9 protein-coding genes and 1 riboswitch are annotated in these 12,392 nt (G+C 74.6%); of the genes, 4 read left to right on the forward strand and 5 right to left on the reverse strand.

The genetic code is table 11. The annotated features are described in order from the left end of the window. Positions 1-45: 45 nt before the first annotated feature. Positions 46-906, forward strand: coding sequence for a hypothetical protein (locus tag ACF08F_RS32770; protein WP_392302164.1), 861 nt, complete (start codon positions 46-48; stop codon positions 904-906). 13 nt (positions 907-919) lie between these two features. Here ACF08F_RS32770 and ACF08F_RS32775 read toward each other — a convergent pair whose 3' ends face one another. After that, entirely contained in the window at positions 920-1,465 is a 546-nt protein-coding gene (locus tag ACF08F_RS32775; RefSeq protein ID WP_392302165.1) for an MOSC domain-containing protein, read from the reverse strand. 117 nt (positions 1,466-1,582) lie between these two features. Continuing rightward, entirely contained in the window at positions 1,583-2,692 is a 1,110-nt protein-coding gene (locus ACF08F_RS32780) for a fatty acid desaturase family protein (protein WP_392302166.1), read from the reverse strand. Positions 2,693-2,964: 272 nt separating this feature from the next. Between ACF08F_RS32780 and ACF08F_RS32785 the strand changes: the two genes are divergently transcribed. Then, the gene (locus ACF08F_RS32785; protein WP_392302256.1) at positions 2,965-5,913 is read left to right on the forward strand and encodes a DEAD/DEAH box helicase; all 2,949 of its coding nucleotides are present in this window, start codon (positions 2,965-2,967) and stop codon (positions 5,911-5,913) included. Beyond that, the gene (locus tag ACF08F_RS32790) at positions 5,910-7,283 is read left to right on the forward strand and encodes an SWF or SNF family helicase (RefSeq protein WP_392302167.1); all 1,374 of its coding nucleotides are present in this window, start codon (positions 5,910-5,912) and stop codon (positions 7,281-7,283) included. The genes ACF08F_RS32785 and ACF08F_RS32790 overlap by 4 nt, the downstream gene beginning before the upstream one ends. Here the strand turns inward: ACF08F_RS32790 and ACF08F_RS32795 are convergent. From ACF08F_RS32795 to ACF08F_RS32805, 3 genes are all read right to left on the reverse strand, one after another. Then, complete coding sequence (locus ACF08F_RS32795; RefSeq protein ID WP_392302168.1) at positions 7,264-8,289, reverse strand: hypothetical protein; 1,026 nt, start codon at positions 8,287-8,289, stop codon at positions 7,264-7,266. The two genes, ACF08F_RS32790 and ACF08F_RS32795, sit on opposite strands and share 20 nt — an antisense overlap. A gap of 175 nt (positions 8,290-8,464) precedes the next feature. Continuing rightward, on the reverse strand, positions 8,465-9,319 hold the full coding sequence (locus tag ACF08F_RS32800; protein ID WP_392302169.1) for a bifunctional 5,10-methylenetetrahydrofolate dehydrogenase/5,10-methenyltetrahydrofolate cyclohydrolase: 855 nt from the start codon (positions 9,317-9,319) through the stop codon (positions 8,465-8,467). 28 nt (positions 9,320-9,347) lie between these two features. Beyond that, positions 9,348-9,456, reverse strand: a riboswitch (ZMP/ZTP riboswitch). 18 nt (positions 9,457-9,474) lie between these two features. After that, positions 9,475-10,854 (reverse strand): lipase family protein, encoded by a 1,380-nt coding sequence (locus ACF08F_RS32805; protein ID WP_392302170.1) that lies wholly within the window; start codon positions 10,852-10,854, stop codon positions 9,475-9,477. Positions 10,855-11,077: 223 nt separating this feature from the next. Here ACF08F_RS32805 and ACF08F_RS32810 point away from each other — a divergent pair, with 223 nt between their 5' ends. Continuing rightward, positions 11,078-12,364 carry a PucR family transcriptional regulator gene (locus tag ACF08F_RS32810; RefSeq protein WP_392302171.1) on the forward strand — a complete coding sequence of 429 codons (1,287 nt, stop codon included), beginning with the start codon at positions 11,078-11,080 and terminating at the stop codon, positions 12,362-12,364. Positions 12,365-12,392 lie beyond the last annotated feature (28 nt).

The raw sequence follows: 12,392 nt of genomic DNA on the forward strand, positions 1-12,392 counted from the left end.
TACTCACTGGTTAAGGTGCGCCGACGACCAGATGGGGAGGCTGCCGTGGCCGGGACGGACCCGATCGCCGAGGCGCGTGGCGGTGACGCGGACGCCGACGCCGACGCGCTGTTTGTGCTGACCGCGGCGCTGCTGACGCCGGAGCGCTTCCCGAGCGTGCTGGGTGACGACTATCCGGCGGCCTGCGCCGCGCTGGGCCTCCAGCCCTACGTGGACGGGTACGGGCTCGTGTTCGGCCAGGACGGGCTCGGGGCCCGGTGGACGGTCGTCGTCGACGACGTGTCGCTCGTCGCGGTGGCCATCTCCTCCTGGGACTGCGGCATGGCCTACGACCTCTCCCCCGACGAGAACTCGGTGGTGACGGCGCTGCCGGGCTGGCCGCTCGCCGTGGCCACCGCCGCGCCCGGCGTGCCCGCGCCGCACGACCCGGAGCCGGAGGAGGGCGATCCCGCCCCGCTGGTCCCGCCCTCCGGAGACGTGTGGGGGCCGGCCCAGCGCCGGCTCGGCGCGGACGAGGTGGCCCTCCGGTGGGCGGCCTGGCGTGCGCAGGTGGGCGACGACGGCCAGGACGGCGGGGCGCCCGAACCGAAGACGGGAGCACCGCAGGCGGCGGCCGTCGCCTCCGCGCCCGACCCGTACGACGGCGTGCGCAAGGCACTCGACGAGCTCCGCGGCTATCTGGCGGAGGCCCCTCCGGTGGGGCGGGTGCGGTCCGTGCCGACGGCGGAGGGCGATGCCCGCCTGCTGCGCGCCGACGGTCCCGGTTGGTCGTTCGTGGCCCGGACCGACGACATGGCGTTCGTGCTCCTCGACGAGCTGCCGCGCGAGGTGCTGCCGGTGGCCCCGGGCCCGAGGCTGCCGGCGCTCCTCGCGGGGCTCGACGCACTGGCCGTCCGCACCGCCTGACGGGGGTGCGCGGTCAGACCTGCACCAGGGGGCGGTGCGGCCCCTCCGGGAGTTCGGCGCGGATCGTGTCGCCGGGGCGCACCTCGCCGCCGGTGAGGACGATGCCCATGATGCCCGCCTTGCGGACGATCTCGCCGTTCTCGTCGCGGCCGAGGACCTGCTTGAGCAGGCCGTGCCGGAAGTTGTCGATCTGCGCGCAGGGGTTGCGCAGCCCGGTGACCTCGACGACGGCCTCGGCGCCCAGGTGGAGACGGGTGCCGGTGGGCAGGCCGAGGAGGTCGATCCCGCGGGTCGTGACGTTCTCGCCGAGGTCGCCCGGGGCGACCTCGAAGCCGGCGCCCGCCACGTCCTCGAAGAGCTCGGCGTGGATCAGGTGCACCTGCCGGAGGTTCGGCCGGGTCGGGTCCTGGGCGACGCGCGAGCGGTGCTTGACGGTCACTCCCGCGTGGACGTCGCCCTCCACCCCGAGGCCCGCGAGAAGCGTGATGGCCTCACGGTTGGGCTTGGTGAACGAGTACGTGCCGTTGCTGCTGACCGTCTGGACGGTGCCGCTGCTCATGCCGGGGAGCTCCCCTTCTCCGCTGCCGACCGGTCGTCGTGGGTGCGGGAATACACCTCACCCGACCCCGGACCGATGATCACACCGCGCGTGATCACCTCCGACCCTACTCGGCGCCTATCCGGCGCCCTCGGTCCGCTCCGTGCGCAGGGGCTCGCCGACCTCGTGCAGATGGCCGAGGGCCTGGCGGTACGACTCCACGAAACCGGTCTCGGTGTACGGCACGCCCAGCGCGGCGCAGTGGGCGCGGACTGCGGGCTGGGCGAGCCGGAGGTTGGGGCGCGGCATGCTCGGGAAGAGGTGGTGCTCGACCTGGTAGTTGAGTCCGCCGAGGAACCAGTCGGTGAGGACGCCGCCGCGGATGTTGCGCGAGGTGAGCACCTGGCGGCGGAGGTGGCCCCAGCTGTCGCCGTCGGCGTGCTCGTCCGGGCGCTCCATGCCCTTGTGGTTGGGGGCGAAGGCCATGCCGAGGTGGACGCCGAACAGCATCTGGTGGAGGAGGGCGAAGGCCAGGGCCTGGAGCGGGGTGAGGAGGGTGAGGAGCAGGGTCGCGTAGCCGGCGAAGTGGGCGAGGAGCAGGGCCCCCTCGACGAGCCGCTCGCGCCGGGTGCGGCAGGGGCCGTCCTTCGCGAGCAGGGCCCTGACCCCGTACACCTTGAGAGCGATGCCCTCCAGGGTCGTCAGCGGGAAGAACAGCCAGGCCTGGTGGCGGGTGAGGAAGCCGCGCAGGCCGGTGCGGCCGGTGGTCTGGTGCTCGGCGAAGACAAGAATGTCCGCGGCGACGTCCGGGTCCTTGTCGAGGTGGTTGGGGTTCGCGTGGTGGCGGTTGTGCTTGTCGTTCCACCATTCCCGGCTCATGCCGAGGAGCAGGTTGGCGTGGGCGAGCTGGACGGCGCGGCTCGCCTTCCGGTCGGTGGTGATCTGGGCATGGCCGGCGTCGTGGGCGACGAAGGCGACGCGGGCGGAGAGGAGTGCGAGGGGGACGGCGAGCAGGAGGGCCCACCAGGAGGGGCCGGTCAGGGCGAGTCCGGCCACGACGGCGGCGATGCCCAGGAGGTTGACGACGATGCCCCGTGCGTACCAGCCGGGGCGGTGTTCCAGGAGGCCCTGTTCCCTGACCGTCCGCAGGAGCGGGGTGAACTCGCTGCCGCCCCTGGCGCGGACGGGTGCCTCGGCGGGCGCCGCGGCTGGGGCGGGCGCCGGGGGCAGGACGGTGGCCTGGGACATGGCGGGCTCCTGTTTCTGTGCGTCGGGTGCGATCGGATCGGTGGGCGCCTCCGTCGAAACTACGGATCGGTGATCGACCGGGGCCATGGCGTCACCACCCGTCCGGGACAGGGGGCGCGCAGGGGGCCGGGGGTGGGGGCAGCCCCACCTCTCGGCGCGATCGGGGCGAACGTGGCGCACGTCACACTCGTGGCGCGCGCCTCGCGGTGATCATCTGAGGTAACCTCGGCCGCTCCGTCGCCCGGTAGTCAAATTTGAGGAACGCATTGTCGCTGTCGTACGGATCCGATGATTCCGCCCGCGAACCCACCGATTTCTCCGCTTTCACCGCCGTCTTCCTGCCCGCCGATCCGCCCCGTGCGGGACAGATCGCCTTCTGGCCCCCGGACGACGAGGCGCTGCCGGACAGCGTCCCCGCGAACACCGAGCTCACGGTCGTGGACGGCGAGAGCCTCCGGCCCGTGACCGTCCCCGCGCACGCCCTGTCCGTGCGGGACGCCCTGCCGCTGCTCACCCGGGCCCGGTTCGCGGACGCCGCGTCACCCGCCGCCGCGTTCTGGGGCGCCGCGTCCCTGCTCGCCCTGGACCTCGTCGCACGCGGACTGCTGCTCCCTGGTCTGACGCCCGCCGAGCACGACGCCTGGCGGGCCGGACCGCTCGGCCCCGAGGAACTGGCGCACCTGCGCACCCTCGCCGCCTCGATGCCGCCGAGCGCCCACGCCGTACCCCTGTCCGGCGAGCCGCCGCTGCTGCCCGAACCCGAGGCGCTGCTGCGCGCGTTCGCCGACGCGGTCGCGGACTCGCTGCCGCGGACCCCGGCCGCCTCCCTCGCTGCGGGCGGCACCGCCTTCGCGGTCGACACGCCGCAGTCGATCCCCGAGCAGCGTGCCTGGGCCGCCGACGTGGCGGCGGGGCACGACGCGGGCGTACGGCTGTCGCTCCGCCTCGAACTCCCCGGCTTCACCTCCGAGGCGAGTGAGGCGCCCGCCTTCCGCGCGGTGCTCCAGCTGCACGGTGTCGCCGACCCGACGCTGGTCGCGGACGCCGCCGAGGTGTGGGCGGGATCCGGACCGACGGCCGGCGCGTTCGGCCCCCGGGCCCGGATCGACGCGCTCCTCGCGCTGCGGCGCGCCTCCCGTGCCTGGCCTCCCCTGGCCCCGCTGCTCACCGCGGCCGTACCGGACACCGTCGAACTCGCCGACGAGGAGGTCACCGAGCTCCTGGGCCCGGCGGCCCGGGCCCTGGCGGCGACCGGCGTCCAGGTCCACTGGCCGCGCGAGCTCACCGACCGCCTCACCGCCCAGGCGGTGATCGGCCCTTCGGGCGGCGCGGCCGAGGCGGGCGGCACGGGGTACGGAGCCGGCGACACGCCGCCCGCGGGCCACGGCGCTCCGGACGGGGACGACTCCGGCACGCCGGACGGCTCGCAGGGTCCCGTCGGCGGTGCGCTGCCCTCCTTCCTCTCCGCCGACGCCCTGCTCGCCTTCAACTGGCGCTTCGCGGTGGGCGGGCACGAGCTGACGCGGGCCGAGCTCGACCGGCTCGCCGAGGCCGGGCGTCCCCTCGTCCGGCTGCGGGACCGCTGGGTCCTCGTCGACCCGGCCGAGGTGCTCCGCGCCCGCTCCCAGCAGGACCGCAAGGTCACGCCGGTCGACGCCCTCGCAGCGGTCCTCACCGGCACGACCGAGATGGACGGCCGCCGCGTCGAGGTCGCGGCGTCCGGCTGGCTGGAGCGGCTGCGCGAGCGGCTCGCCGACCCCGAGGGCGGCCGCCCGGAGGTCGCGCAGCCCACCGCCCTCGCCGCGACCCTGCGCGACTACCAGCTGCGAGGGCTCGACTGGCTCCACCGGATGACCTCGCTCGGTCTCGGCGGCTGTCTCGCCGACGACATGGGCCTCGGCAAGACGATCACGGTCATCGCGCTCCATCTCCACCGGCAGACCGACCCGGCCTCCGCCGGACCCACGCTGGTCGTCTGCCCGACCTCGCTGATGGGCAACTGGCAGCGGGAGATCGAGAAGTTCGCGCCCGGCACCCGGGTCCGCCGCTTCCACGGCGCCGCGCGCGACCTGGACGGCGTCGCCGACGGCGACGTCGTCCTCACCACGTACGGCACGATGCGCCTCGACACCGAGCGGATCGCCGCCCGGAGCTGGGGACTCGTCGTCGCGGACGAGGCCCAGCACGTCAAGAACCCGTACTCGGCGACCGCGCGTGCGCTGCGGACGATCGGGGCACGCGCGCGCGTGGCGCTGTCCGGCACCCCGGTGGAGAACAACCTCTCCGAGCTGTGGGCGATCCTCGACTGGACGACCCCTGGCCTGCTCGGCAGCCTCGGGGCCTTCCGTACGCGCTTCGCCGCCGCCGTCGAGGGCGGCGGGGACCCGGCCGCCGCCGAGCGGCTCGGCGCGCTGGTCCGCCCGTTCCTGCTGCGCCGCCGGAAGTCGGACCCGGGCATCGCGCCCGAACTGCCGCCGAAGACGGAGACCGACCGGGCCGTCTCCCTGACGCCGGAACAGGCCGGTCTGTACGAGGCGGTGGTGCGCGAGACCCTGGAGACGATCGCCGTCGCCGAGGGCATGGAGCGCCGCGGGCTCGTCGTGAAGCTGCTGACCGGCCTCAAGCAGATCTGCAACCACCCGGCCCAGTACCTCAAGGAGGACCGGCCGAGGATCGAGGGCCGCTCCGGCAAGCTGGAGCTGCTGGACGAACTCCTCGACACGATCCTCGCCGAGGGCGCGAGCACCCTGGTCTTCACCCAGTACGTGGGGATGGCCCGGCTCCTGGAGACGCACCTCGCGGCGCGCGGCGTGCGGACCCAGTTCCTGCACGGCGGCACGCCGGTCGCCGAGCGCGAGGCGATGGTGGCGCGCTTCCAGGACGGCGAGGTGCCCGTCTTCCTGCTCTCCCTGAAGGCCGCCGGGACCGGGCTCAACCTGACCCGGGCCGAGCACGTCGTGCACTACGACCGGTGGTGGAACCCCGCCGTCGAGGCACAGGCCACCGACCGCGCCTACCGGATCGGGCAGGGCCGGCCGGTGCAGGTGCACCGGCTGATCGCCGAGGGCACGATCGAGGACCGGATCGCCACCATGCTCGACCGCAAGCGGGAACTGGCGGACTCCGTCCTCGGGACGGGCGGCGACACCCCGCCGGAGCTGACCGAACTGACCGACGCGGAGCTGGCGGAGCTCGTGCGGCTGCGAGGGGACGGACGATGAGCGGACACGAGAACGGGCACGGCGACGAGCGGACCTTCGCGGCGCTCCCGCCCGCGAAGGGCGGGGCGTTCGCCAGGACCTGGTGGGGCCGGGCGTGGCTCAGGGCGCTGGAGGACACGGCGCTCGACAACCAGCAGCTCAAGGACGGGCGCAGGCACGCGCGCGCGGGCGCGGTGGGGGCCGTGTCGGTGCGCCCCGGCCGGATCACGGCGCTCGTCAAGGACCGTGACGGCACCGCGCACCGCAGCGACGTGCTGGTGCGGGAGTTCACGGAGGAGGAGTGGGAGCGGCTGCTCGACCTGGCCGTGGACAGTGCGGGGCACATCGCGGCGCTCCTCGAACGGGAGATGCCGCCGCACCTGGTGGAGGACGCGGCGGAGGCGGGGCTCGACCTGCTGCCGGGGATCGGCGACCTCGATCCGGAGTGCGGCTGCGAGGCGTGGGACCACTGCGCTCACACGTCGGCGCTCTGCTACCAGGTGGCACGCCTGCTCGACGAGGACCCGTTCGTCCTGCTGCTGATGCGGGGGCGCGGGGAGCGGACGCTCCTCGACCAGCTGCAGGCACGCAGCGCCCGTCGGGCCGCGGCGCCCTCGGTGGGCGGCGCGAAGGACGGACCCGGCGCAGGGGACGGCGACCCGGTGGAAGGTGCCGGAGGCATGCCGGGCGTCCCGGCGGCCGAGGCGTTCGCGGCCCGGGACATCCTGCCGCCCCTGCCGGCCCCGCCGCGGGCCCTCCCGGCGCCGGGCGAGCCGCTCTCGCTCGACAGCGACACGGATCCGGAGCCGGGCGTCGACCCGACCGCGCTCGAGTTCCTCGCCGCGGACGCGGCGGCCCGGGCGCACCGGATGCTCGTCGCGGCCCTCGGGGGCGGCGAACCGGAGCAGCCGGAGCGGGCGCTGACGGTCGCGCAGGACGCGGCACGCCTCGCCGCGGGTTCCCCCGCCTCCTGGATCACCGCCCGGCTCGCCGCCGGGTCGGGCCGGACGCGGGCGGAGCTGGACGCGGCCACGCGCGCGTGGCGGCTCGGCGGCGGCCCCGCCCTCGCCGTGCTGGAGGAGGAGTGGGCGCCGGACGCCGAGGCCCTCACCCGGGCCGAGGCGCGGCTCGCCGAGTCCTGGGAGGACGGCGAGCGGCCGGTGCTCCGGCGGACGGCCGGCGCGCGCTGGACGGTGGTGGGCGCGGAGGCGCAGTTGCGTCTCGGTGCGGACGGCCGCTGGTGGCCGTACCTCAAAGCGGCGGGCCGCTGGTCCCCGGCGGGCCCGGCCGACCGCGATCCGGCGTCGGCCCTGGCCACGGCCCTCGCGGCCGACGCCACGGGAGGGGGCGGCGGCGCGGGAGCGGCCGACGCTACCGGAGGAGGCCGGTGAGCTTCCCGCCGGTGGCGGACGGGGCGGCCAGGCTGCAGGCGACGGTGTCGGAGCCGAGCAGGTAGCTGTTGCGGTAGGGGTACTGGACGAAGGTCGTCCAGCGGGTGCCGAGCGGCTGCCGGGCGGCCTTGTCGCGGAGGGGTGCGCGGCAGAGTTCCGTGGCCGCCGCGCGTACCTCCGCGTCGTCGGCGTACGTGCCGGTCAGGCGCGGCCGGGTGACGAGCTCGGCGTCGTGCGGCGTGTCGCAGTCTCGGCGGAGTGCCGTGCCCGGCGTGGCGCGGTCGATGTCGAAGCAGTCCCCCACCCGCAGGGCCTCGAAGGAGACGGGCCTGGCGGGGGAACGTGTCGACGGCGGGGCCGTGGGAGGGGACGGCTCGGTCGTCGGCGCGGTGCTCGCGGTGCGCGAGGACTCCGGGGAGGTGCTGCTCTCCTGCGGGCCGTGGCGCCGGCCGGGGGCCGTGTGCGTCGGCGTGTCGGCCACGGGGCCGCGCGTCGCGGGCGGGCCGGACGAAGGCGTGCCGGACGTCGGCGCGCCGCGGCTGGGAGTGGCGGGTGCGGCGGCGTCCTCGTCGGCGGTGACGACCGGCGACGGGCCGGCCACCGGGCCGCCGCCGTCGGCCCCTCCTTCGAACTCGTCCCCGCCGCCGACGGTCATGACCCCGCCCACGACCACCGCGGCCAGGAAGAGCGGGACGAGCGGCACACCGAACCAGCGGGCGTGCCGCGCGGCCGGTCCCGGCCGGGCCGCGCCGAGGCGTACGACACGCGACCACGCCGGAGCGGTGGGCCGCTCGCTGGAATCGGTGTCCGTGGAGAAGGGCTCGGTGGAACCGGCGTCCGTGGAGAACGGCTCGGTGGAACCGGCCTCGGTGGAGAAGGGCCGGGTGGAGTGCGGCTCGGTGGAGTGCGGCTCGGTGGAGTGCGGCTCGGTGGACCTGGGCTCGGCCGAGGGTTGCTCGGCGGGTCGGCGGTCCGGCGGTGGAGGGGTGGTCGGCTGGTGCGGCACAGTCACCAGGGTTGCCTGTCGGCGGCCGTGATGCGAGTGATCAGGGGCCGTCGAGTACGGCCTGTACAGAATCGTGACCATGATCGAGCACCCCTGGGGGCATCTTGTCCGATGATCACCAGAATGCCCCCCGCCCCTGCCGGGGCGCCGTCGCGGCGCCCCGGGGACTCGCCCCTTACAGACCGAGCTGGCGCTCCGCGCCCTCGACGGTCTGGGCGAGCAGTACGGCGATGGTCATCGGGCCGACGCCGCCGGGGACCGGGGTGATGAGGGAGGCACGCTCGGCGGCGGAGGCGAAGTCGACGTCGCCGATGTTGCCCGGGTTGTAGCCGGCGTCGACGACGACGGCGCCGGGCTTGATGTCCTCGCCCTTGATGAAGTTCGGCTTGCCGACGGCCGCCACCAGGATGTCGGCCTCCCGCATGACGGAGGAGAGGTCCTCGGTACGGGAGTGGCAGTAGGTGACGGTGGCGTCGCGGCCCAGGAGGAGCAGGCCGGCCGGCTTGCCGAGGATGGCGCTGCGCCCCACGACGACGGCCCGCTTGCCGCTCAGCTCGACGTCGTAGGCGTCGAGGAGGCGCATGATGCCGCCCGGCGTGCAGGAGACGAAGCCGGGAAGGCCGAAGCCCATGGCGGCGAAGGAGGCCATGGTGACACCGTCGACGTCCTTCTCCGGGGCGATCGCCTCGAAGGCGGCGCGCTCGTCGATGTGCGGGCCGACCGGGTGCTGGAGGAGGATGCCGTGGACCTCGGGGTCCTCCGACAGCGCGGTGATCGCGGCGACGAGCTCCTCGGTCGTCGTGGAGGCGGGCAGTTCGACGTGCTTGGAGCGGATCCCGGCCTTCGCGCAGCGGTTCTGCTTCATCTTCACGTACGTGACGGAGGCCGGGTCGGCCCCGACCAGGACGGTCGCGAGACACGGCGTGACGCCGGTGCGGCGGGTGATCTCGGCGGCGCGCGCGGCGGTCTCCTCGACCGTACGGCGGGCGAGGGCGGTGCCGTCCATGAGCGTGGCGGTGCTGGTGGACATGGTGACTCCTGGGCGTCGGAACTGAGGGGTGGTTCGCCCAGGCGCACGGCATCGTCACGGGCGCACCGCTCGGGTGCGCTCCGCCCGGGCCGCTCCCCGGTGGTGATCCACCTCAAGCGCCAGTCACGGCCCGGGCCCACTCTACGTGCTCGGTCTCAGGGGGCCGGCACCGGCTGCTCCGGTGCGAGCGAGTTGCCCGCCGGGATGTCGCCGCAGTCGGACGGAGCCGGCCTGCCCGCGAACCGGTCGTCGAGCCAGTCGATCGCGAGCGGCGCCCAGACGAGGGGCACGCCGTTGTGGCTGAGCAGGTTGAACTGCCGGTACGCGATCGAGTCGTTGCCGGTGGCGCAGTACTGCCTGGCCAGGGCCCGGACGTCCCCGGCGACCATGACCGCGTCGCCGGTGCCGATGCCCGGCGGGTTGCCGAAGGTCCCCTCCAGCACGCCGCCGTTGCCCTGGGCGATGAACCCGGGGACGGTCGGGGTGGCGGCCGAGCCGAGGTTGATCCTGTTGACCGCCTCGACGAACCCGGGCACCGAGTTCGCGTCGGCGTGCTGCGGCTTCGCCATCTTCTTCCAGGTCAGCCCGGGGTAGTGGCCGAGCGCGTCGAGGATCGAACCGTGCTCCAGCTCCTCGTACACCTGCTTGCCGTAGTCGTTCAGGTACTGCTTCAGGTCGATGTCGTAGGAGCGGGAGACACCGATGAGCGCCATGGGGATGACGCCGGACCAGACGAGGGACCCGTCCACGTACTTCAGGTTGTGCGCCGGGGCCACGAGGAGGCCGCCCTCGGCGAAGCCGACGAGCCGCCGGTTCACGTCCGGCGCGTAGGCCGGTGCCATCGCGGCCGCCCAGTTCGTGGCGATCGCGCCGCCCGAGTAGCCCATGAGACCGAACCTGGTGTCGGCGCTCAGGCCCGTCTCCCCCGACCGGGTCGCGGCGCGGATCGAGTCCAGGGTGTTGGTCCCGTACTCGGGGCCCGCGGCGAAGTTCGCCCGCTGCCCCTGGGTGTCGGGGATGACGAGCGTGTAGCCCTTCGCGAGCAGCGGCGCCATGAACAGGGCCTCGGCGTTCGGGATGACGCCGCCGAGGGAGACGTTGCCGGCGACGGCGCGGGACGGTCCGTCCTCCGGGTTCAGCGAGTCGTAGAACGACTGGTAGGAGACGGCCTTGCCGCCGTCGCCCGTGAGGCTGCGCACCACCGTGGTCACGTTGGCCGAGGGGCGGCCCTGGGCGTCGGTGGTGCGGTAGAGCAGCTGGATCGCCTTCAGCGGCGTGGCGATGCCGACGAGGTGGTACTGGAGCGTCCGCGTCTTCAGCACGGTGCCCGGCGCGAACGACGACAGGGGCTCGCTGCCGTCGTAGGCGTAGAAGGGGTCCGCGGCGGCGGGCGTGGCCCCGGCCGTGGTCGTCGCCTGCGCGGTTCCGGTGACGGCCCCGGTGGCGGTGGTCGCCGTGGCCGGTGCGGCGGCGGTGAGACCCGCCGTCGCGATGGCCGCGGTGACGGCGAGCAGCCGAACTCCTTGCTTGGACATGATTCCCCCGGTTCGTGGAGCGAGATCACGATGAGCGTGCGGCGCGCTGGGCGGACAGCGCGGTGGACGCCTGGTGGACGCGCGGTGGGACGGCGTTGCGGGTACGTGTGGCGGTCCAGGAAATGGCGTGTTACCAACTGGTAGGTAATATCCCGGAAACCATCATGGCGGCGGCGCGGCGCGCTGTCCCCGGGGCGAACCACAGAGATTCGTGAGGTGGATTGTGACCGCGTCCAACGCCACGGAGCCCGACCCCGCACCGCGGCTGGGCGGCATCCCGGTCCACAAGCGGCTCCTCGACGCCGCTCCCTCCCTGGCGCCGGCGGTGATGGCCCGGCTCGTCGAGCAGCTTCCCGCGTACGGAGCGCTCCCGTCGGAACAGCTCCGCGGCGACACCGCGCAGGCGGTGGACCACGGCATTCGCACCTTCATCGAGGTGCTGCGCACCGGCGAGGCGCCGCGCGAGGCGGAGTTGGCGAACATCCGCGAGTCGTCGGCCCGCCGCGCCGACGAGGGCATCCCGCTGGAGGCCGTCGTCGGTGCCTACCACTTCGGCGCGGAGGCCTGCGTGGCCCAGGTGCTGTCGGCGGCCGAGCCGGGAGACCTGTCGGACGTACTGCTCGTCCAGCGTCAACTGCTGGGCTTCCTCAGGCTGGTGAGCTGTGCGGTCGCGGCCGGATATGTACAGGAGCGGCAGGCGGCGCTCGGCGACGAGCAGGTCGCCCGGCAGTCGCTGCTGTCGCAGCTCCTGGAGGGCGGCGACCCGCGTGCCGCGGCCGGCCGCGCCGGCATCCCGCTGCCGCCCCGCTATCTGGTCCTGGGCATCACGATGGGGCCGCACCCGGACGAGCTGCTCCCCGACGTGAACCGCTCCGTCGCCGTACGCCGCAAACTCCGGCGACTGCGCAACGAGTTGCAGCGCCGGACGCCGGGCGTCCCGCTGGCCGTGCTGTCGGGAGACGGCGGACTGGCGCTCGTCCCCGACGAGACACCGGCGGGCGAGTTGGACCGCGCGGACCGGGACCGGCTCACCCGGCTGGTCGAGGACCTCAGCCGGATGTGCGGGGCCGAACTGCTCGTGGCGGCGGCGGCCGCCGCACCGGAGGGCGTCGCGGACGCGGCCCGACTCGTGGGCGAGGTGCGGCAGGTGGCGAAGGCGTCGGGGCGGGGCCCCGGTCTGTACGTGCTCGACGACGTGCTGCTGGAGTACCAGTTGAGCCGCCCGAGCCCGGCCAGCAAGGCGCTCGCGGCCCTGCTCGCTCCGCTGGCCGCGCGCCCGGAACTGCTCGACACGCTGCGCACCTTCCTCGCCTGCGGCATCGACCGGCGCCAGGCCGCCGCGCGGCTCCAGGTCCACCCCAACACGGTGGACTACCGGTTGCGCAGCGCCACGAAGCTCACCGGCCTGGACGCCGCGCGGGGGGCCGACCAACTGACGCTGCGCGCCGCGCTGGCCGCCCACGACGCCGTACGGCAGGACGAGGCCGACACCGGCCGACGGTCGGCCTGACCTCGATCATCGTTGCGCGGGAAGGGGT

Origin of the sequence: Streptomyces sp. NPDC015130 (genome assembly GCF_043080005.1) — a bacterium.
Lineage (GTDB): Bacteria > Actinomycetota > Actinomycetes > Streptomycetales > Streptomycetaceae > Streptomyces.

Excerpts from the sequence above, each read along its gene's own strand:
- ACF08F_RS32800 (WP_392302169.1), bottom strand. The coding sequence starts at position 9,319 with ATGTCCACCAGCACCGCCACGCTCATGGACGGCACCGCCCTCGCCCGC.
- ACF08F_RS32775 (WP_392302165.1), bottom strand. The coding sequence starts at position 1,465 with ATGAGCAGCGGCACCGTCCAGACGGTCAGCAGCAACGGCACGTACTCG.
- ACF08F_RS32790 (WP_392302167.1), top strand. The coding sequence starts at position 5,910 with ATGAGCGGACACGAGAACGGGCACGGCGACGAGCGGACCTTCGCGGCG.
- ACF08F_RS32805 (WP_392302170.1), bottom strand. The coding sequence starts at position 10,854 with ATGTCCAAGCAAGGAGTTCGGCTGCTCGCCGTCACCGCGGCCATCGCG.
- ACF08F_RS32780 (WP_392302166.1), bottom strand. The coding sequence starts at position 2,692 with ATGTCCCAGGCCACCGTCCTGCCCCCGGCGCCCGCCCCAGCCGCGGCG.